This window comes from Labrenzia sp. THAF187b (genome assembly GCF_009363375.1).
GTDB lineage: Bacteria > Pseudomonadota > Alphaproteobacteria > Rhizobiales > Stappiaceae > Roseibium > Roseibium algicola.
This window is the reverse complement of sequence record NZ_CP045344.1, coordinates 4,196,087-4,216,504: the sequence shown is the minus strand read 5'-3', so window position 1 is coordinate 4,216,504 and position 20,418 is coordinate 4,196,087. Positions and strand designations below refer to the sequence as shown.

General features: G+C 58.5%; 18 protein-coding genes. All 18 read right to left on the bottom strand.

Features of this window, described 5'->3' with window-relative positions:
• Positions 1-456: 456 nt before the first annotated feature.
• The 18 genes from FIV03_RS19450 to FIV03_RS19365 all read right to left on the bottom strand — a co-directional run bounded on the left by FIV03_RS19450 (position 457) and on the right by FIV03_RS19365 (position 20,358).
• Positions 457-1,173, bottom strand: coding sequence for an ABC transporter ATP-binding protein (locus FIV03_RS19450; protein ID WP_022998443.1), 717 nt, complete (start codon positions 1,171-1,173; stop codon positions 457-459).
• 11 nt (positions 1,174-1,184) lie between these two features.
• A complete protein-coding gene (locus FIV03_RS19445; RefSeq protein WP_022998442.1) occupies positions 1,185-2,489 on the bottom strand; it encodes a lipoprotein-releasing ABC transporter permease subunit in 1,305 nt (434 codons plus the stop codon).
• Positions 2,490-2,613: 124 nt separating this feature from the next.
• Positions 2,614-3,942 carry a proline--tRNA ligase gene (gene proS, locus FIV03_RS19440; RefSeq protein ID WP_152510662.1) on the bottom strand — a complete coding sequence of 443 codons (1,329 nt, stop codon included), beginning with the start codon at positions 3,940-3,942 and terminating at the stop codon, positions 2,614-2,616.
• 562 nt (positions 3,943-4,504) lie between these two features.
• The gene (locus tag FIV03_RS19435) at positions 4,505-4,795 is read right to left on the bottom strand and encodes a DUF1467 family protein (RefSeq protein WP_022998440.1); all 291 of its coding nucleotides are present in this window, start codon (positions 4,793-4,795) and stop codon (positions 4,505-4,507) included.
• A 3-nt stretch (positions 4,796-4,798) separates the two neighbouring features.
• Positions 4,799-5,203, bottom strand: a complete 405-nt coding sequence (gene mce, locus FIV03_RS19430; RefSeq protein WP_006934701.1) for a methylmalonyl-CoA epimerase — start codon at positions 5,201-5,203, stop codon at positions 4,799-4,801.
• A gap of 44 nt (positions 5,204-5,247) precedes the next feature.
• Positions 5,248-6,933, bottom strand: coding sequence for a ribonuclease J (locus tag FIV03_RS19425; protein WP_152510661.1), 1,686 nt, complete (start codon positions 6,931-6,933; stop codon positions 5,248-5,250).
• Positions 6,934-6,975: 42 nt separating this feature from the next.
• Positions 6,976-7,749: a biotin--[acetyl-CoA-carboxylase] ligase gene (locus FIV03_RS19420; RefSeq protein WP_173013889.1), complete on the bottom strand. Its 774-nt coding sequence runs from the start codon at positions 7,747-7,749 to the stop codon at positions 6,976-6,978.
• 8 nt (positions 7,750-7,757) lie between these two features.
• Entirely contained in the window at positions 7,758-9,197 is a 1,440-nt protein-coding gene (nuoN, locus tag FIV03_RS19415; protein ID WP_022998437.1) for an NADH-quinone oxidoreductase subunit NuoN, read from the bottom strand.
• A 22-nt stretch (positions 9,198-9,219) separates the two neighbouring features.
• Positions 9,220-10,746 (bottom strand): NADH-quinone oxidoreductase subunit M, encoded by a 1,527-nt coding sequence (locus FIV03_RS19410; protein ID WP_152510660.1) that lies wholly within the window; start codon positions 10,744-10,746, stop codon positions 9,220-9,222.
• On the bottom strand, positions 10,746-12,749 hold the full coding sequence (nuoL, locus tag FIV03_RS19405) for an NADH-quinone oxidoreductase subunit L (RefSeq protein WP_152510659.1): 2,004 nt from the start codon (positions 12,747-12,749) through the stop codon (positions 10,746-10,748). The genes FIV03_RS19410 and nuoL overlap by 1 nt, the downstream gene beginning before the upstream one ends.
• 6 nt (positions 12,750-12,755) lie before the next feature.
• A complete protein-coding gene (nuoK, locus tag FIV03_RS19400; RefSeq protein WP_006934707.1) occupies positions 12,756-13,064 on the bottom strand; it encodes an NADH-quinone oxidoreductase subunit NuoK in 309 nt (102 codons plus the stop codon).
• 97 nt (positions 13,065-13,161) lie between these two features.
• Positions 13,162-13,776: an NADH-quinone oxidoreductase subunit J gene (locus tag FIV03_RS19395; protein WP_031268414.1), complete on the bottom strand. Its 615-nt coding sequence runs from the start codon at positions 13,774-13,776 to the stop codon at positions 13,162-13,164.
• Positions 13,777-13,865: 89 nt separating this feature from the next.
• A complete protein-coding gene (gene nuoI / locus FIV03_RS19390) occupies positions 13,866-14,354 on the bottom strand; it encodes an NADH-quinone oxidoreductase subunit NuoI (protein ID WP_006934709.1) in 489 nt (162 codons plus the stop codon).
• A gap of 20 nt (positions 14,355-14,374) precedes the next feature.
• Positions 14,375-14,611, bottom strand: a complete 237-nt coding sequence (locus FIV03_RS19385; protein WP_006934710.1) for a hypothetical protein — start codon at positions 14,609-14,611, stop codon at positions 14,375-14,377.
• Positions 14,608-15,666, bottom strand: coding sequence for an NADH-quinone oxidoreductase subunit NuoH (nuoH, locus tag FIV03_RS19380; protein WP_031268412.1), 1,059 nt, complete (start codon positions 15,664-15,666; stop codon positions 14,608-14,610). The genes FIV03_RS19385 and nuoH overlap by 4 nt, the downstream gene beginning before the upstream one ends.
• Before the next feature lie 16 nt (positions 15,667-15,682).
• A complete protein-coding gene (gene nuoG / locus FIV03_RS19375) occupies positions 15,683-17,746 on the bottom strand; it encodes an NADH-quinone oxidoreductase subunit NuoG (RefSeq protein ID WP_062488657.1) in 2,064 nt (687 codons plus the stop codon).
• Positions 17,747-17,772: 26 nt separating this feature from the next.
• Positions 17,773-19,074 (bottom strand): NADH-quinone oxidoreductase subunit NuoF, encoded by a 1,302-nt coding sequence (gene nuoF / locus FIV03_RS19370; RefSeq protein WP_152510658.1) that lies wholly within the window; start codon positions 19,072-19,074, stop codon positions 17,773-17,775.
• A 9-nt stretch (positions 19,075-19,083) separates the two neighbouring features.
• Complete coding sequence (locus FIV03_RS19365; RefSeq protein WP_152510657.1) at positions 19,084-20,358, bottom strand: NADH-quinone oxidoreductase subunit E; 1,275 nt, start codon at positions 20,356-20,358, stop codon at positions 19,084-19,086.
• Positions 20,359-20,418: the final 60 nt, after the last annotated feature.

The following is a 20,418-nucleotide window of genomic DNA, read 5'->3' as shown; positions in this document are numbered from 1 at the left end:
TGCGTGTCGAGACGCCGAAGGAGTTGTTACCGCTGTTCTTTGTAATCCTGACTTCGCATCACACCGCAGTCGACTGAAGCCCGGCACTCAAAAAACGCACTCCGGCACCATTTGCCGAAACAACGACCGTTCAGCAGAGATTGATCAGCCGACGGACAGAAGCACGTCGCCCCAAACGGCGAGCGTCGTGCAGAAGCAAACCATTGCACCGAAAGCGGCAAAATCACGAGCGATATGGATCATCACACCCTCCAACCGTTGCTAATTGCGTAACTGGATGATGTTCCATTTTTGTTCCTATTGCAAGCCCTTTTTGTTCCCCTTGTCATCAAGCAAATCAAATTTGCTGTAAACTTTGGGTTTTTGCTTTGTTCTTCTGGGGAACCGCAGCCCTGAGGAGCCCGCTCACACGGGTTAGGAGCAATTTTTTGGCTTGGTTTGTCTGACTGGAAAAACCTAGAGGTCCCTGACCAGGCCTTCGGACAGCGTTATTGCCCTGTCCATCCGGCCCGCCAGTTCCAGGTTGTGAGTTGCGAACAGCGTCGCAACACCGGACGCCCGCACCAATGCCTGCAAGGCATCGAATACATAGCCTGCAGTGTTGGGGTCCAGATTTCCCGTCGGTTCATCCAGAAGAAGGATACGTGGTGCATTCGCAACCGCACGGGCAACGGCAACACGCTGCTGCTCCCCACCGGATAGCTCCGAAGGGCGATGGCTGCCACGCTCACCGAGACGCATGTATTTCAAAAGCTCGTCTGCTCGCTCCGCTGCCATCTTTCGCGGCAAGCCACGGATCATCTGTGGCATCATCACGTTTTCCTGTGCGGTAAACTCCGGCAGCAGGTGATGAAACTGATAGACGAACCCGATGTCGTTACGCCGGATGGCCGTGCGCTCATCATCCGACAGATCCGAACAGTTGACCGGCCCGAGGAAGACATCGCCCTCGTCCGGGCGCTCCAGCAAACCGGCAATATGCAAAAGGGTTGATTTGCCGGTTCCGGAAGGCGCCACCAGGGCAACCATCTCGCCTGCCTCGATGCGCAGATCAGCACCGTTCAGGATATGAAGTTCGCGATTACCCTCGTCGAAACTGCGGGTAATGCCAGACAATTGCAGGGCGGCGGGCGCCAGTCCCGGTGCCTGGTTGGGGTCAACGGCCATGTTCATCTCCCGTCTCCCTATTCATATCTGAGGGCTTCAACGGGATCGAGCCGCGCAGCCCGCCACGCAGGATAGACCGTCGCCAGCAGTGACAACGCAAGCGCCATGACAAGCACTGTTATCGTCTCTCCGGAGTCAATCTCCGCAGGCAGCTGAGACAAAAAGTAGAGCGTCGGATCGAACAGCTCCGTCCTGGTAAGCCAGGAAACGAATTGACGGATGCTCTCGATGTTCAGGCAAACCAAAAGTCCAAGGAAGAAGCCGGCGAAAGTACCCACGAAGCCGATGCTGGCGCCTGTGATCAGGAAGATCCGCATAATCGACCCACGCGTCGCGCCCATGGTCCTCAAAATCGCGATGTCCTTGCCCTTGTCCTTTACCAGCATGATCATGCCGGAAACGATATTGAGCGCCGCCACCAGGACGATCAGCGTCAGGATGATGAACATCACGTTCCGCTCCACCTCAAGGGCCGCAAAGAAGGTGACATTGCGCTGGCGCCAGTCGGTTACGAAAGCCGGCCGATCTGCGGCCTCCTCGATCGTGTCCTTCATGATACCGACCCTATCGGGGTCAGCGACATAAACTTCGATACCGGTCGCCTTGGTATCCATGTTGAAATAGGCCTGCGCCTCTTCCAGTGGCATGAACAGGAAGGTCGCGTCGTATTCACTCATGCCAATTTCGAAAATGGCGGTGACCGGATAGGCCTTCAGCCGCGGGGTAACGCCCATGGGGGTCACACTACCGCGTGGTGAGATAATGGTGACATTGTCACCAAGGGTGATGCCGAGCTGTTGCGCCATGCGCGAACCTATGGCAACCCCCTCGCCCTCGTCGAACCCGTCAAGCGTTCCGGCCCGCACGTTGTTCGCGATAAGCGGCACACGGCGCAGATCACTTTCGTAAAGGCCGCGAACGAGCGCTCCGAAATTCCCTGCAGGTCCGGAAACCAGCGCCTGACCTTCCACAAAGGGCATCGCACTGACCACATCCGGCACACCCTGCAACCGCGCGGAAACCGCATCATAGTCCGTCAGTGGCTGGTCGATCGGCTGAACCAGCATATGACCGTTGATACCCAGGATCTTGCCGAGAAGCTCCGTCCGGAACCCGTTCATCACCGCCATCACGATAATCAGCGTTGCCACGCCAAGCATGATGCCAGCAAAGGAAAAGCCTGCAATGACGGATATGAAGGTTTCGCGGCGCCTTGATCGCAGGTAGCGCCCTGCAATCATCCATTCAAATGCGGAAAAGGCGCGTGTGGGGGCTGCCGGTTTGCGACCGTCGTCAATGTCCGCCGTATCTACCGCTGTCATTGTCCATCCAGTTCAGCACAGCCCCAAATTCAGCACAGCCCACCGACCGAAGTATTTCCGGCAGGCCGGCTGGCCGCAGCAGACGCCGCGACCGAATCCCCACACAGAGGATCACCGGACTTGGTTAGTCCGTCAATGCCGCCGTCAGCTTGTTCAATGTGGCTTCCGGAGAAAGCATTTCCTTTTCCCCAGTTGCCCGGTCCTTGACTTCCAGCAAGCCGTCTTTCAGTCCACGCGGCCCGGCAACGACCTGGAAGGGCAAGCCAATCAGATCCATCGTCGCGAACTTGGCACCGGCCCGGGTGTCCGTATCGTCGTAAAGGACCTCGATGCCAGCAGCTTCAAACTTGGCATAGAGATCTTCACACACCGGATCCGTCAGCTCGTCACCCGGCTTCAGATTGACCAGCCCGACATGGAACGGCGCGACGGATTTCGGCCAGACGATTCCATTTTCATCATGATTGGCTTCGATCAAGGCGCCAAGAAGGCGTGAAACGCCGACACCGTAGGATCCCATGTGGACCGGCACTTCCGTGCCTTCTGCAGTCGCAACCTTGGCACCCATCGCATCGGAATACTTGGTACCGAAATAGAAGATATGTCCGACTTCGATACCACGCGCCGACACGCGGATGTCTTCAGCCAGTGCACCGAAGGCGGCTTCGTCGTGCATTTCGTCCGTTGCCGCGTAGGGCGTCGTCCATTCGGTTACGATCGGCGTCAGGTCGGAGGAGAAGTCCGTATCTTCCGCAGGCGTCGGCAGCTCCAACAACGACTTGTCGCAGAACACTTCGCTTTCGCCGGTGTCGGCAAGAATGATGAACTCGTGGCTCATGTCGCCGCCGATCGGGCCGGTGTCGGCTTTCATCGGGATCGCCTTCAGCCCCATGCGGGCGAATGTGCGCAGGTACGCGACAAACATCCGGTTATAGGCGTGACGGGCCGATTCCTTGTCCAAATCGAAGGAATAGGCATCCTTCATCAGGAACTCCCGGCCACGCATGACACCAAAACGCGGGCGTACCTCGTCACGGAACTTCCACTGGATGTGATAAAGGTTCAGCGGCAGGTCCTTGTAGGATCGCACGTAGCCACGGAAGATGTCGGTGATCATCTCCTCGTTTGTCGGCCCAAACAGCATGTCCCGCTCATGACGGTCGGTGATGCGCAGCATCTCCTTGCCATAGGCATCATACCGGCCACTCTCGCGCCACAGATCGGCTGACTGGATCGTCGGCATCAGCAACTGAATCGCGCCTGCTCTGGCCTGTTCTTCTTCCACGATCCGTTCGATCTTGCGCAGGACCTTCAACCCAAGTGGCAACCAGGAATAGATTCCGGCGGACTGCTGACGAATCATGCCGGCACGCAGCATCAGCCGGTGGGACACGATTTCCGCTTCCTTGGGTGTTTCTTTCAGAATGGGCAGAAAGTAACGGGAAAGACGCATGAATGTTCTCTCAATCTTGGGCATCGCCTGTTTTGTGCGCAGTCAAAGCGCAAGCTGCCACCAAATACAAGCCCTTTGCGCAGGCATGCCTGCCTTATACAGAAATGACGGCAAAATAGCGCGCAAATGCAGGCATTTGCTGAAGTTTGCCGCCTAATTTTTTGCCGGCTTCAGAACTAAGACCTTAGTACCAATTACCGCCAAGGAAATAGGCAAGCAAAAAAAATAGCCTGTGCACGACAAATAGGTGACAAGGCTGAATCAATCCGCTAGTTTCCATCTTCATAACAAAAAGATGCCTTGGCAGAAATGCCAAGAGGCTCAAGGACATCGCGGTCTGAGTCTTGGGAGGAAGGACCCTCAGGCGCACCTTTTGGTTTGCAGCCGCCCAGCTGTACGGGAATACCGGACAGTAAGGGTACAGGGTCGAATTTAGACGCGGAACTTTACAAAGGCAGAGCTTGGCTCTGCCTTTTTTCTTTGCGGAATAGCGTCAGTTTTCTTGCAAACCTGGCGGACTTGCCGTGGGATCCGAACAAATATACCCCGGAAGGCGCACCCGTCAGTTGGACGGGTGACTGTAGCTGCCGGTTGGCGGGTTGAGGAACGGAATGTCGTCCAGCCCGAATCCCGAGTTGCGCATACCGAGGTATCCGGCAAAAACCACAGTTGTCACGATGGTGGTCAGGATAATTACCCGACGGAATCGCGGCTGCTCGGGAGCGCTTGGCTCGGTTCCTGGTACAACCTCGCCTGCTTCTTCTTGCGTCCGGCGCATGCCGAACGGCAGGATGGCAAACAGAATGATCCACCAGAGCATGAAATAGATGGCCATGCCAAACGCGATGGACATGAATTAAGCCTCTTCAAGTTCGGTCAAGGTACCGAGAAAGTCCTTGGGATGCAGGAACAGCACAGGTTTGCCATGCGCCCCTATCTTCGGTTCACCGTCGCCAAGTACCCGGGCACCATCTGCCAGCAGCTTGTCGCGCGCGGCAATGATGTCATCAACCTCGTAGCAAACGTGGTGAATGCCACCTGAGGGGTTCTTTTCCAGGAACTTTGCAATAGGAGAATTCTCGCCAAGCGGCTCAAGCAGCTCGATCTTGGTGTTCGGCAAGTTGATGAACACCGTGCTGACGCCGTGATCCGGCTGCTCTTCCCTGGCTGAAACCTCTGCACCGAGAGTGTCCCGGTAGACTGCCGTTGCTGCCTCGATATCCGAAACCGCAATGGCGACGTGATTGAGCCGTCCGATCATTTGCAAACCTCCGCTGTCGGCGGCCACTCAGGCCGCCGTGATGACTATAGTTGGGTCACCATCACCTTGCAGAGCGTCTTTTTGCCCCAGACGTTCAGGATCTCGGACCGGGCTGCACGCCGCGCAGCCTCTGCAACCAGATCCTTGTCCTTGCGCCGGTTCTTCGGGATGCTGGTTACAGCGCCCCTGACAGCCTTGATGACGATATCCTCCATCGGATCACCTTCATCATCCGTGTCCGGCAAGCCCAACAGGACAACATTGGGGTCGTCCAGCAGCTCCCCGGATCGGTTGACCACCAGCGCGATCACCGCGGCGCCCGCAAACGAAAGCTTGCGCCGTTCCTTGACGCCGGTGACTTCCGGATCGTCCAGGATATCGCCGTCTTTCACCAGAATGCCTGACGGCGCCTCGTCGATGATACCGGCACGTCCCGCACTCAGGCGGATGATGTCCCCGTTCTTGCCGCGCACCACTTCAGGCACCCCGAGGTCCTTTGCGAACGCGGCGTGGGCGGCAAGATGCAACGGTTCCCCGTGGACGGGAAGCACGACTTTCGGCTGGACCAGTTTGTAAAGCTGCTCCAGTTCGCCCCTGCGCGGGTGACCTGACACATGCACAAGGGCGTCACGGTCGGTGATGATGTCGACATCCTTGTCGGCGAGGTTGTTCAGCACCTCACCAACGGCTTTCTCGTTTCCAGGGATCGTGCGCGAAGAAAAGATGACCATATCGCCCTTTGACAGCGCAATGTTGCGATGGTCGCCGGCTGCGATCCTGGCGAGGGCAGCGCGGGCTTCGCCTTGCGATCCCGTGCACAAAAGCACGGTCTTTTCCCGCGGCAGGTAGCCATAGGCCTCTTCATCGTGAAACGGCTTCAGTCCATCCAGATAGCCAAGCTCTCCGGCAACCTCGATCACCCGGTGCATAGAGCGGCCGACAATCACCATGTCGCGGTCGTTTGTAGCGGCAGCTTCCGCAATCGCCCGAATGCGGGCGACGTTGGATGCAAAGGTGGTGACCGCAATTCGCTTGTTGGCCTTTGCCATCACCTTTTTCAGCTCGACAGCAACATCTGCCTCGCTGGGGCTGACACCGTCACGGATTGCGTTGGTACTGTCACAGACAAGCGCCATCACCCCTTCCCGGCCGAGCTCGGCAAGCCGGTCCAGATCGATGGGAAGGCCGACGCCAGGCGTCTTGTCGATCTTCCAGTCGCCGGTGTGCAGCACCATGCCGGCAGGCGTGCGGATCGCCAGCGCGCAGGGCTCCGGAATGGAGTGCGCCATCGCAACAAATTCGACATCAAACGGACCAATCTTGTGGCGCTCGCCCTGCTTCACCACCGTCACCGGAACCTCTTCTGCTCCCGGCTCGCTTTCCGTCTTGGCTGCCAGCAGACCGGCAGTGAAGGCCGTTGCATAGACCGGTACCTTCAGGAAGGGCCACAGATGCAGGATCCCGCCGTAATGGTCTTCATGTGCGTGGGTAATCACCATGCCGGCGATATTGTCGACTTCATCTTCCAGGAACTTGATGTCCGGAACGACTACATCGATGCCCGGAAGCTCGGGTCCGGCGAAACTCACACCACAGTCGACGATCAGCCACGTCCGGTCATCTTCCGGACCATAGCCGTACAAACCGAGATTCATGCCGATTTCGCCAACCCCGCCCAGGGGCAGAAACACGATATCGTTGTTGTTGTTGTTTTTCTTGGCCGAAGCCATGGATTGCTCCTTTAAACGTCAGATCGGGCAACGGCCCGGCGCTCAAGCGCCAGGCAAAAACACATCACCCGCATAAATCGTTCGCTCACCGCCACCATCCTGTTTCAGGACCAGGTGGCCGCGCGCGTCCAAATCGGCAAAAGTGCCGGTAATTTCTTCCTGGGCAGTCCGAACCGTTATGGTCTTGCCCAGATGTGCCGCCCGTTTCAGCCAGGCCCGGCGAATTCCATCAAAGCCGCCCGGTTGCTGCCAGCGAGACAGGTTGTCCGCCAGCGTCTCCGTAAGACATTCGAACAACCGTTCAGCTGTTACCTGATAGCCCAGGCTCCTGAGGTCCGTCGCCTGATACAAGGACAACGGCGGGTGGGAAACGCAATTGACACCAAAACCAAGGACAACTGCCTGCCGGCCATCGTTAAGCGTTTCAGCCTCCAGCAGGATGCCGGACAGTTTCGAGCCCTCTACAAGCAGGTCGTTTGGCCATTTCAGGCTTACCAGTTGCAGTGTACCTGCGGCTTTGTCAACGGCTTCCGCCAATGCAACGGCAGCGGCGAGCGGCAATTCGCCGATCCGTTCAGCCGGTTTTGGGTCGATCAGAAGCAGGCTGGCGAACATGTTGCCTATCGGTGAGGACCAGTCACGCCCGCGGCGCCCGCGACCTGTGGTCTGCTCGTCCGCCCTGATCCACAGATGACCGGTGTCCCCTTGCCGTGCCTTGTCAAAACACAGCGAATTCGTGGAACCGACAGTTTCCAGCTCCACAAAGCGAAAGTCCGGCGCACCTGGCGCCGGACGTTCATGTCCATAACTTGTCATGCGGTCGATCAGAACAGCGACTGGGCAGCAGAGCTGGCCGCGCTGACGATCTGTCCCGGTGCCAGCCAGAAGAAGATCACGAAAACGCTCGACAGGCCCAGTACCACGCGCAACTCCATCGGCATGGCCTCGAAACCTTCAACTGGTTCGTCGAAGAACATGACCTTGACGATCCGCAGATAGTAATAGGCACCTACCACCGACGCGACCACGCCGATCACGGCCAGCGGGAAGAGACCGGCCTCGACGGCCGCGCTGAACACGTACCACTTGCCGAAGAAACCGACCAGCGGCGGAATACCGGCGAGCGAGAACATCAGCAGACCCAGCAGGATTGCCATCGGCAGGTTTGTCTGGGACAGCCCGGCCAGATCGCCGATCTCCTCGACCATGCCATCCTTGCGGCGCATGGACAGGATGCAGGCGAAGACACCAAGCGTCATGCCCATGTAGGCGATCATGTAGAAAATGACGCCTTCGACACCTGTCTGGGTGCCGGCAGCAAGACCCACCAGCGCGTAGCCCATGTGACCGATGGACGAATAGGCCATCAGCCGTTTCAGGTTGTGCTGGCCGATAGCTGCAAAGGCGCCGAGTGCCATCGATGCGATCGACACGAACACGATGATCTGCTGCCAGTCGTTGGTAACCGGCTGGAAGGCCTCGATCACGATCCGGACCAGCATGCCCATGGCGGCAACCTTCGGTGCAGCGGCGAGGAATGCGGTAACCGGGGTTGGCGCACCTTCATAGACATCCGGCGTCCACATGTGGAACGGAACCGCGGAAATCTTGAAGGCAAGACCGGCAAGAATGAAGGTCAGGCCGATCACCAGTCCGATGGAAGCGCCATCGTGGGACAGCGATTCCGCGATACCCTCGAAGGCCACCTGCCCGGTGAAGCCATAAACCAGCGACATGCCATAGAGCAGCATGCCCGACGACAGCGCGCCCAGCACGAAGTACTTCAGGCCGGCTTCGGTCGAACGCACGCTGTCCCGGTTGATGGCGGCAACGACATAGAGCGACAGGCTCTGCAGTTCCAGGCCGAGATAAAGTGCGATCATGTCATTCGCCGACAGCATCAGCATCATGCCGAGCGTCGCAAGAACGATCAGGATCGGATACTCGAAGTGGTCGAAGGACTGGCTCTTGGCATAGGCCCAGGACATGGCGATGGCAAAGAACGAACCTGCCAGCACCAGCAATTTGAGCAAGTAGGCGAAATCGTCCAGAACGAACGAACCGCCGAACGTTTCACCAAAGGCCGGCACGAACAGAAGCACCAGGAAGGTACCGCCGAGCAGGCCCATTGCTCCACCGAAGACGGCGTAGCTGACGCGCTTGCCGCCAAAGGCGCCGATCATAAGCAGCACCATGGCTCCGAGGGCCAGGATGATCTCCGGCAGAACCGGCTTGAGATCTGGCAATAGGGTCAATTCAGACATAGCTCTGTCTCGTCCTCGAAACCTAGTGGGCCGCCGCGGCAGTCGCTGCGTGCTGGACAACGCCAGCCGCGTCGAGCGCCGCGGTGTATTGATTGATGAGATTGTCGACCGCACCCTGGGTCACATCCAGGATCGCCATCGGATAGAAGCCGAAGAAGATCGTCAGGATGATCATGGGGATCAGGATAACCTTTTCCCTGAGGTTCAGGTCGAGGATCGACTTGAGGCTTTCCTTCTCCAGCGCGCCGAAGACGACGCGGCGATAGAGATAAAGCGCGTAGGCGGCAGACAGGATCACACCGGTGGTAGCAAAGAACGCCACCCACGAATTGACCTGGAACGCCCCCATCAGCGTCAGGATTTCCCCAACGAACCCGGAAGTACCCGGCAGGCCGACGTTGGCCATGGTGAATATCAGGAACGCAACCGCATACTTCGGCATCCGGTTGACCAGACCGCCATAGGCAGCGATCTCGCGGGTATGCATCCGGTCGTAGATCACGCCGACACAAAGGAAAAGCGCACCGGAGACAATGCCGTGGGAAAGCATCTGGAAGATACCACCCTGCACACCCTGCTCCGTCATCGTGAAGATGCCCATGGTCACGTAGCCCATGTGCGCGACCGATGAATAGGCAATCAGCTTCTTGATGTCTTCCTGGGCGAGCGCCACAAGCGACGTGTAGATGATCGCAACCACAGACAGCGTGAACACGAAGGGTGCGAACATGTCGGAGGCAAGCGGGAACATCGGCAGGGAGAAGCGCAGAAAGCCGTAGCCGCCGAGCTTCAGGAGCACGCCCGCCAGAATGACGGAACCGGCAGTCGGTGCTTCCACGTGTGCGTCCGGCAACCAGGTATGCACCGGCCACATTGGCATCTTCACGGCAAAGCTCGCGAAGAAGGCCAGCCACAGCCATGTTTGCATCCCGCCCGGGAACTGATGCGCCAGCAGCGCTTCAATGTTGGTGGTGCCTGCGTTCCAGTACATCGCCATGATCGCGATCAGCATCAACACCGAGCCGAGCAGCGTGTACAGGAAGAACTTGTAGGATGCATAGACCCTGCGCGCACCGCCCCACACACCGATGATCAGGAACATCGGAATGAGGCCAGCTTCGAAGAACACGTAGAACACGACCAGATCCAGCGCGCAGAAGACGCCGATCATCAGCGTTTCCAGAACGAGGAAGGCAATCATGTATTCCTTCACCCGCTTCTGAACGCTGTCCCAGGAGGCCAGAATGCAGAACGGCATCAGGAAGGTCGTGAGGATCACGAAGAGGACGGAAATACCGTCAACGCCCATGCGGTAGCTGATGTTGCTTCCAAGCCATTCCCGGTGTTCCACGAACTGGAAGCCGGAATTGGCGTAGTCGAAATTGCCCCAGATGAACAGCGACAGAAGGAAGGTCACCGAGGTGGTCACAAGAGCGACCATCCGGATGTTCTTCTTGCTGCCCTCGTCATTCCCCGGGACCAGGAGAATGAAGAGCACGCCCAGCAGCGGCAAGAACGTCGTGAGTGACAGAATTGGCCAGTCAATCATTAGTGTGCACCCCCGCCGGTGCCTGCACCGGTGAACATCGACCAGGTGATAAGCGCAGCCACACCGATCAGCATCGCAAATGCATAGTGATAGAGATATCCGGTCTGCAGGCGGACGACCCAGGCGGTCACATTCTGAACACGGGAAGCAACACCGTTCGGGCCATAGCCGTCGATCACGGTGCCATCGCCCTTCTTCCAGAGGACCCGGCCGAGCCACATGGCAGGACGGATAAAGATGAAGTTATAAAGCTCGTCGAAGTACCACTTGTTGAGCAGGAACTGATAGAGGCCGGAATGGCGCTCCGCCAGCTGCTTCGGCATTTCCGGAGAGCGGATGTAGAACTGGTAGGCTACCAGGAAGCCGAGCACCATCATGACGAACGGGGAAACCTTCACCCATCCAGGCACTTCGTGCATGGCATGCAGGATGTGGTTGGTTTCACTGTTGAACAGTGCGCCCTTCCAGAATTCTGCATAACCTTCGCCGTAGAACGAACCGTAGAAGACCATGCCCGCCAGCACAGCGCCGATGGACAGGATGAACAGCGGCACGGTCATCACCAGTGGCGATTCATGCACGTGTTTCATCACATCGACAGGCGCACGCGGCTTGCCGTGGAAGGTCATGAACGTCAGGCGCCAGGAATAGAACGACGTCAGCGCAGCAGCGATAACGGTCATCCAGAAGCCGTAGAGGGCCATCGGATTGGCGTGTTCACCCACGGAACCGGCAAAGGCTGCCTCGATGATCGCATCCTTGGAAATGAAGCCGGCGAAACCGATATGGGTAAATGGAATGCCCACACCCGTCAGGGCCAGCGTCCCGATCATCATCGTCCAATAGGTAATCGGAATATGCTTCCGAAGACCACCCATCTTGCGCATGTCCTGCTCGTCGGAAACGGCGTGGATCACCGAACCCGCGCATAGGAACAGCAGCGCCTTGAAGAAGGCGTGGGTGAACAGGTGGAAGATACCGATCGAATAGGCGCCAACGCCAAGTGCAACGAACATGTACCCGAGCTGCGAACAGGTCGAATAGGCGATCACGCGCTTGATGTCGTTCTGCACCAGACCGACAGTTGCGGCGAAGAAGGCCGTCGTCGCACCAAAGAACACGATGACCGTCAACGCGGTGTGCGAAAGTTCCATCAGCGGTGACAGACGAGCCACCATGAAGACACCGGCGGTCACCATCGTCGCGGCATGGATAAGCGCGGACACGGGTGTCGGGCCTTCCATGGCGTCCGGCAGCCAGGTGTGCAGCAGGAACTGCGCCGACTTGCCCATGGCTCCCATGAACAGCAGCAGGCAGACAATCGTCATCGCTGCATGCGGATCAAGATGGTAGCCGAGGAATGTCATCACCTCGCCGTGCTCCTGGATGAAGGACGGCGCGTCGTTGAAGATGGTGGTGAACTCGATGCTCTGGAACAGATAGAAGACGCCGAAGATGCCGAGCGCAAATCCGAAGTCACCAACGCGGTTGACGACGAATGCTTTGATGGCGGCCGCGTTTGCGGACGGTTTCTGATACCAGAAGCCGATCAGAAGATAGGAGGCAAGGCCCACACCTTCCCAGCCGAAGAACATCTGCAGAAGGTTGTCTGCCGTTACCAGCGACAGCATCGCGAAGGTGAAAAGCGACAGATAGGCGAAGAAACGCGGCCGGTGCGGGTCATGGTGCATGTACCCGATGGAATAGACATGCACGAGCGCGGACACAGTGGTCACGACGATCAGCATCACGGCGGTCAGCGTGTCGACCCTGATGGACCAGGACACCTTCAGATCACCGGTATCGATCCAGCGGAACAGATCGACGATCTGCATTTCCGAGCCGCCGAGCCAGAACCCGAAGAAAGTGATCCAGGACAGCAGCGCAGCAAGGATCAGGAGACCACTGGTAATATATTCACTGGCCTTGGCGCCGATGGCGCGGCCGAAAAGACCGGCGATCAGGAAGCCGATCAGCGGCAGGAACAGGATTGCGGAATACATCAGCTCCTACCCTTTCATCACGTTGACGTCTTCCACGGCGATGGAGCCGCGGTTCCGGTGGAAGACCACCAGGATCGCAAGGCCGATGGCGGCCTCTGCGGCAGCCACGGTAAGAACCAGCATGGTGAAGATCTGGCCCATCATGTCGCCGAGGAACGACGAAAAGGCGACAAAGTTGATGTTCACCGACAGCAGCAGCAGTTCGATAGACATCAAGATAACAATCACGTTTTTCCTGTTCAGGAAGATCCCGAAGATCCCGATCGTGAACAGGATCGCCGCGACCGACAGATAGTGCGACAGACCGATTTCCATGGGCGCCTCGCCGTGCTCCCCTCGTTTACCCCAACCGGAAACAGCACGGAGGAGCGTGCAGGTTCCCGGACTTTCTCGAAAACGCAACCAGGTTGCGTCAGATACCCTTGCCCGTTTCCACCTTGCGGACCTCAACTGAGGCTTCGCGGTTTCGCGCAACCTGGTCCGGAATGCTTTGACGTTTGACATTCGGCTTGTGGCGCAGGGTCAGGACGATTGCCCCGATCATGGCCACCAGAAGAACCAGGCCAGCGACCTGGAAGAAGTAGATGTATTTGGTGTAGAGCACAGACCCGATCGCCTGGATGTTGCTCACGTCGCTAAGTGCCGGCATCGGCTCCGCGCCGTGTCCAAGAACACCCGGTGCAATGATCCAGGCCCCCAGCCCCATCAGCAGCTCGACCATCAGGATCACGCCGACCAGCGCGCCGACCGGCAGATACTGCAGGAAGCCCTGTCGCAGTTCGACGAAGTCCACATCAAGCATCATGACGACGAACAGGAACAGCACAGCCACCGCGCCGACATAGACGACCACCAGCAGCAGGGCCAGGTATTCGGCGCCCAGCAGAATGAAAAGACCTGCGGAATTCACAAACGCCAGGATCAGGAACAGTACCGACGTCACCGGATTGCGCGACGCGATCACCATGAATGCTGACGCCAGGGTGACGCCGGCAAACAGGTAGAAAAAGAGGGCTTTCAGGATCATTTCGAAGACCTGCCTGTCGTGTGGCCTTGCGGCCGGAAGTGCGGTGCCCGGCCGGATTGCCGGGCTGGAAACCATTGTTGGGTATGCTCCTAACGGTAAGGAGCATCCATTTCAATGTTACGGGCAATTTCGCGTTCCCAACGGTCGCCGTTCGCAAGCAGCTTTTCCTTGTCGTAGTAAAGCTCTTCGCGGGTTTCCGTGGCGAATTCGAAATTCGGGCCCTCGACGATTGCATCCACAGGGCAAGCTTCCTGACAGAAGCCGCAATAGATGCATTTGACCATGTCGATGTCGTAGCGCGTGGTACGGCGCGTGCCGTCGTTGCGCCGCGGTCCGGCCTCGATGGTGATTGCCTGTGCCGGGCAGATGGCTTCGCACAGCTTGCAGGCAATGCAGCGTTCTTCGCCGTTCGGATAACGGCGCAGGGCATGCTCACCCCGGAAACGCGGGCTCACCGGGCCCTTCTCGAACGGATAATTGACCGTTGGTTTCGGCTTGAAGAAGTAACGCATCGCCAGAACGAAGGCCGACACGAACTCCTGCAGAAACAGCGATTTGACGGCTTGACTAAGTCCCATCGCTTTTAGCCTCTCTTTCCTCAACCAGCCAGCTGACTGGCGGCCCAATAGCCGATGATCGGGAAGCCGAACACCGGAACTCCAAAAACCAGTGCGCCCAGGAGCGCCTTGTGTCTGGCCGCGACACCACCGTCGCCGCCAGCTTGTCTGTTTTTCGTCTCCGCCGCCTGAAGCATCCCCTTCAGGATCTTCCAATCGAGCCAGCCGACATAAAGACCGACGGCGGCACCGATTGCACCGGCGAGCGAGATCGTCACGCTGCGCCCGGTGCCCAGCCCATGATCATCAGGACTGCGGCGACGACCACGACCATGGCCAGCGACAGCGGCAGGAACACTTTCCAGCCCAGGCGCATCAGTTGGTCATAGCGATAACGCGGAACCATTGCCTTCACCATGGCGAACATGAAGAAGCCAAGGAAACACTTCAGCAGGAACCAGACGATGCCCGGCACCCAGGTGAACGGTGCAAAATCGAACGGTGGCAGCCATCCGCCCATGAAGAAGATGCTCATAAGCGCGCACATCAGGCAGATGGCGACATATTCACCGAGCATGAACATCATGTACGGAGTTGAGCCGTATTCCACCATGAAGCCGGCAACCAGTTCCGATTCCGCTTCCGCAAGATCGAACGGCGGACGGTTGGTTTCAGCCAGTGCAGAGATGAAGAACACCACGAACATCGGGAACAGCGGCAACCAGTACCAGTTCAGGAACGATAGCCACGGCACACCCAGCATGTTGGCGAGGCCGGTTTCCTGTGCCTGCACGATACCGGTCAGGTTCAAGGTGCCGGCACAAAGCAGCACTGTCACGATGACGAAACCGATGGAAACCTCATAGGAGACCATCTGAGCGGCCGAACGCAGCGCTGACAGGAACGGGTATTTGGAGTTGGAAGCCCAACCACCGATAATCACACCGTAGACTTCCAGCGACGACACTGCGAAGACGAATAGTACACCGAGATTGATGTTGGCAATCACCCAACCGTCGGCAACCGGAATAACGGCCCAGGCCGCCAGCGCCAAAAGCACGGATACCAGTGGAGCCAGCAGGAACAGAACCTTGTTGGATCCAGACGGGATCACCGGTTCTTTCAGAACGAACTTCAATAGATCGGCGAAACTTTGCAGCAAGCCCCAGGGACCAACCACGTTCGGGCCGCGGCGAATCTGCACGGCAGCCCAGATCTTGCGATCCGCGTAAAGCACGTAGGCGACAATCACCAGAAGCACGACCATCAGCAGAATGCTCTGGAATGCCATCCAGAGGAACGGCCAACCGTAGGTCGTCATGAACTCAGCCATATCGGTCCCCTACCCCTTATTCTGCTGCTTCTGCCGCTCGCGTCTTGGCGAGCGCCGAGCACTCGGCCATCGTCTTGGACGCGCGAGCGATCGGGTTGGTCAGGTAAAAGTCGCGGATCACGTTGGCAAAGCCCGCGCTATCCATCTTGGCCTTGGCGTTGCCAAGCTTGGCGATATCGCCAGCATCACCTGCCTCGATCGCATCGATGCCCGTCATGTGCGGAACAGCTTCGAACAACTTTGAGCGCAATTCGGCAAGAGAGTTGAACTCAAGCGTCTGGCCAAGCACCGCGGACAATGCGCGAAGGATCGCCCAGTCTTCGCGGGCATCCCCCGGAGGGAAAGCAGCCCGGTCGGCCATCTGGACGCGACCTTCGGTGTTGACGTAGATCGCGGATTTCTCCGTATAGGCAGCGCCTGGCAGGATAACGTCGGCGCGGTGCGCGCCGCGGTCGCCATGCGTTCCCTGGTAGACAACGAATGCGCCTTCCGGGACTTCAACTTCATCGACACCCAGCAGGAACAGCACGTCAAGCGCACCCGGCTCCAGCATGGAGCCTGTGTCCTTGCCGCCCTCACCCGGTACAAAACCGAGATCGAGAGCGCCAACCTGGGACGCTTCGGTATGCAGGATGTTGAAACCGTTCCAGCCGTCCTTGACGACACCAAGCGCCTTGGCGGCTGCAGCAAGCGTCGCGAGCACTTCAGCCCCATCCGGACGGTTCAGCGCGCCCTGGCCGATGATGAACATCGGGCGTTCGGCCTTTGCCGGAGCGTGGTTCACGAATTCCTTCAGGCTGTCCGGACCGGCACCCAGATAAGTTACCGGATAGGTCAGGTCGGCATTTTCACCAATCAGGCCGATGGTCACGTCGCCTTGGACCCAACGCTTGCGGATGCGAGCGTTCAGAACCGGAGCTTCCTGACGCGGATTTGTGCCGATCAGCATGATCGCGTCAGCGTCTTCAATGCCCTGGATCGTGCTGTTGAAGAGATAGCTTGCGCGGCCGTTCTTCGGATGCAGCGGAGACCCCGGGAAACGGCTGTCGATGTTGGCAACGCCGAGTTTGTCCATCAGCGCCTTCAGCGCGAACATGTCCTCAACGCCTGCCATCTGTCCAGCCAGAGCACCGATTTTGTCGGCGCTCGCGCCTTTTACCTTTTCCGCGATGATCTGGAACGCTTCACCCCAGGAAACGGGCTGCAGCTTGCCGTCCTTCTTGGCATAAGGCCGGTCAAGGCGCTGGGTCTTCAGACCGTCCCAGATGTAACGGGACTTGTCGGAAATCCACTCCTCGTTGACCTCTTCGTTGAGCCGCGGCATCACCCGCATGACTTCCTTGCCGCGTGTGTCGACACGGATAGCGGAACCGACCGCGTCCATCACGTCGATGCTTTCGGTCTTGGTCAGTTCCCACGGACGGGCGTGGAATTCGTAAGGCTTGTGGGTCAAGGCACCAACCGGGCAAAGATCTGCCACGTTGCCCTGCATTTCCGACGACAGGGCTGCCTCGAGATAGGTGGTGATTTCCGCATCTTCGCCACGGCCGACCAGACCCATGTCAGTGACACCACACACTTCGGTGGTGAACCGCACACAACGCGTGCAGTGAATGCAGCGGGTCATGATCGTCTTGATCAGCGGACCGATTTCCTTGTTCTCAACGGCGCGCTTGTTCTCGTGGAACCTGGAACCGTCGACGCCATAGGCCATCGCCTGGTCCTGCAGATCACACTCGCCGCCCTGGTCGCAGATCGGGCAATCCAGCGGGTGGTTGATGAGCAGGAACTCCATCACGCCTTCGCGGGCCTTCTTGACCATCTCGGACTTGGTTTCGACCACCGGCGGCTCGCCGTTCGGGCCCGGACGTAGGTCCTTCACGCCCATGGCACAGGAGGCGGTCGGCTTGGGCGGTCCGCCCTTCACTTCCACCAGGCACATGCGGCAGTTGCCGGCGATAGACAACCGGTCGTGGTAACAAAACCGCGGAACCTCGGCGCCCGCCTCTTCACAGGCCTGAAGCAGCGTGTAGTCCGCCGGGACATCCACTTCCTTGCCGTCGATGATGAGCTTCGTCATCCGTTGCTCTCCAAATCCCGTTCCGCTTACTCAGCCGCCACCATGGTCGAAGAAGACTTCGACTTGGCGACATAGTCATCGATGCGTTGCTCGATAACAGGCCGGAAATTCTTGATCAAACCCTGGATCGGCCAGGCGGCCGCGTCCCCGAGTGCACAAATCGTGTGGCCTTCGACCTGCTTGGTTACCTTGAACAGCATGTCGATTTCCTCATAGGAGGACTCGCCCTTGACCATTCGTTCCATCACACGCCACATCCAGCCCGTGCCTTCGCGGCACGGTGTGCACTGGCCGCAGCTCTCGTGCTTGTAGAAGTAGGACAGGCGGGCAATGGCCTTGATGATATCCGTCGACTTGTCCATCACGATCACGGCTGCAGTCCCCAGGCCGGAGCCAAGGCCGCGCAGCGTGTCGAAGTCCATCGGCGCGTCCTTGATCTGCTCTGCCGTCAGGCACGGAACAGACGAACCACCCGGAATAACCGCGAGAAGGTTGTCCCAGCCACCGCGGATACCGCCGCAATGCTTGTCGATCATTCCGGCAAACGGAATGCCCAGCTCTTCCTCGAAGGTCGACGGCTTGTTGACGTGGCCGGAAACACAGAAAAGCTTGGTGCCGGTGTTGTTCGGACGGCCGAGCGCCGAGAACCATGCAGCACCGCGGCGCAGGATGGTCGGAGCAACCGCGATCGATTCAACGTTGTTCACCGTGGTCGGGCAACCGTAAAGACCGACGTTTGCCGGGAACGGCGGCTTCAGGCGCGGCTGGCCCTTTTTGCCTTCCAGACTTTCCAGCAGCGCGGTTTCCTCGCCGCAGATGTAAGCGCCGGCTCCATGGTGGACATAAATGTCGAAGTCGTAGCCGTTCTTGTTGTTCTTGCCGATCAGACCGGCGTCATAAGCCTGGTCGATCGCAGCCTGCAAACGCTCGCGCTCGCGGATGAATTCACCGCGAACATAGATGTAGGCAGCAATGGCACCCATCGCATAACCGGCAACAAGGCACCCCTCGACCAGCGTATGCGGGTCATGGCGCAGTATCTCGCGGTCCTTGCAGGTGCCCGGCTCGGATTCGTCGGCGTTGACGACGAGATATGCCGGGCGGCCATCTGATTCCTTGGGCATGAACGACCATTTCAGGCCGGTCGGGAAACCGGCACCGCCGCGGCCACGCAGACCTGAATCCTTCATTTCCTGAACGATCCAGTCGCGCCCCTTGTCGATGAGGCCCTTGGTATTGTCCCACTGTCCGCGCTTCTTGGCGCCTTCCAGGCCCCAGTCGTGGAGACCGTAGATATTGGTGAAGATCCGATCCTGATCCTTCAGCATCTCTTCCCCCTAGTCTTCGCTCTTGGAGGAGGCCACTTCACCGGCTTCCACGCGCTTGGAAAAATCTGTTTCACCACCGGATGCCAAAACCTTGGCCTGCTCTATCCAGCCATCACGTTCGATACGGCCCTTGAACTTCAGGCGGCTGTCGACCCAGGCAACTTCCTGCGGCCCCCATGAGGCGACCTGATCGAAGTGGAAAAACCCGAGTTCGTTGAGTGTCGCTTCCAGTTTCGGACCGACACCCTTCAGCTTCTTCAGGTCGTCCGGCTTGCCGCCGCGCGCTTCCTTCAGAAGTTCAGGTTCTTTTTCCTGACCGTCGGTGCTTCCACTGGTGTCGGCTGTGCGGGCAACTTCAACTTCGGCACGGTCGTCGGAATCAGGCTTGCCCTTGTTCTGACTGCGCGCAGCAGGCGTAGCTGCTTTTTCCGCCTTGGCTTTCTTGGCCGGTTCAGCCTTTGCCTCAGCCTTCTTGGGCGCGGCTGCCGCCGGAGCTGCGCTCGCCTTGGCGGATTTGGCTGCATGCGCCGCCTTTACCTTGGCAACAGCATCTTCTGCAGGTGTCGGCACGCCATCATAGTCGTTGCCACCTGCATTGATCGGTGCGCCGGCAAAAGCATGAGACGCCTTTTCCGCACCGTCGACCAGGTGGGGAACCGGCAGCTCGCCCTTCGTGTTGTCATCGATTTCGGTGAGCGACGTCTGACCGCCTTCGGCCATTGCAAAACGGCGGCCGTTCTGCGGACCCGGCGTTACTTCCTTGCCGGCGGCGATATCGTCGATCAGCTGGTTGAAGCTGTCTTCCGTGAGGTCTTCATAGGTATCCTTGAAGATCTGAACCATCGGCGCATTCACACAAGCACCAAGACACTCGACTTCTTCCCAGGAGAACATGCCATCCTCGGAAATCTCGTGCATGTGCTTGGCAATGCGGCTTTTGCAGATCTTGATCAGGTCTTCCGACCCGCGCAGCTGACACGGCGTCGTGCCACAGACCTGAATATGGGCCTTCTTGCCGACCGGCTGCAGCTGGAACATGGTGTAGAACGTCGCCACTTCCAGAACGCGGATCTTCGGCATGTCGAGCAGGTCCGCGATATAGCGGATTGCCGGCTCACTCACCCAACCTTCGTTCTGTTCCTGCGCACGCCACAAAAGCGGAATGACCGCGGAGGCCTGGCGGCCTGCCGGATAACGGTCGATCAGCTTCTTTGCCCAGTCGAGGTTCTTCTCGGTGAACGCGAAGCTTTCTGGTTGTTCCGCGGCAAGTCGGCGAACTGCCATGGTGTTATCCCCGTTCTGTCAAAATGACCGGAGCCGGACGGGCGGCTGCCAGGGTCGAAA

Bases quoted from the DNA above. Each gene is read 5' to 3' on its own strand.
- FIV03_RS19445 (WP_022998442.1), bottom strand. From the start codon at position 2,489: ATGACAGCGGTAGATACGGCGGACATTGACGACGGTCGCAAACCGGCA.
- nuoN (WP_022998437.1), bottom strand. From the start codon at position 9,197: ATGTCTGAATTGACCCTATTGCCAGATCTCAAGCCGGTTCTGCCGGAG.
- nuoH (WP_031268412.1), bottom strand. From the start codon at position 15,666: ATGGCTGAGTTCATGACGACCTACGGTTGGCCGTTCCTCTGGATGGCA.
- nuoF (WP_152510658.1), bottom strand. From the start codon at position 19,074: ATGCTGAAGGATCAGGATCGGATCTTCACCAATATCTACGGTCTCCAC.
- nuoK (WP_006934707.1), bottom strand. From the start codon at position 13,064: ATGGAAATCGGTCTGTCGCACTATCTGTCGGTCGCGGCGATCCTGTTC.
- FIV03_RS19450 (WP_022998443.1), bottom strand. From the start codon at position 1,173: ATGAACATGGCCGTTGACCCCAACCAGGCACCGGGACTGGCGCCCGCC.
- nuoI (WP_006934709.1), bottom strand. From the start codon at position 14,354: ATGGGACTTAGTCAAGCCGTCAAATCGCTGTTTCTGCAGGAGTTCGTG.
- FIV03_RS19420 (WP_173013889.1), bottom strand. From the start codon at position 7,749: ATGACAAGTTATGGACATGAACGTCCGGCGCCAGGTGCGCCGGACTTT.
- proS (WP_152510662.1), bottom strand. From the start codon at position 3,942: ATGCGTCTTTCCCGTTACTTTCTGCCCATTCTGAAAGAAACACCCAAG.
- FIV03_RS19410 (WP_152510660.1), bottom strand. From the start codon at position 10,746: ATGATTGACTGGCCAATTCTGTCACTCACGACGTTCTTGCCGCTGCTG.
- nuoL (WP_152510659.1), bottom strand. From the start codon at position 12,749: ATGTATTCCGCAATCCTGTTCCTGCCGCTGATCGGCTTCCTGATCGCC.
- FIV03_RS19435 (WP_022998440.1), bottom strand. From the start codon at position 4,795: ATGTCCATCGCGTTTGGCATGGCCATCTATTTCATGCTCTGGTGGATC.
- FIV03_RS19395 (WP_031268414.1), bottom strand. From the start codon at position 13,776: ATGATCCTGAAAGCCCTCTTTTTCTACCTGTTTGCCGGCGTCACCCTG.
- FIV03_RS19365 (WP_152510657.1), bottom strand. From the start codon at position 20,358: ATGGCAGTTCGCCGACTTGCCGCGGAACAACCAGAAAGCTTCGCGTTC.
- FIV03_RS19425 (WP_152510661.1), bottom strand. From the start codon at position 6,933: ATGGCTTCGGCCAAGAAAAACAACAACAACAACGATATCGTGTTTCTG.
- nuoG (WP_062488657.1), bottom strand. From the start codon at position 17,746: ATGACGAAGCTCATCATCGACGGCAAGGAAGTGGATGTCCCGGCGGAC.
- mce (WP_006934701.1), bottom strand. From the start codon at position 5,203: ATGATCGGACGGCTCAATCACGTCGCCATTGCGGTTTCGGATATCGAG.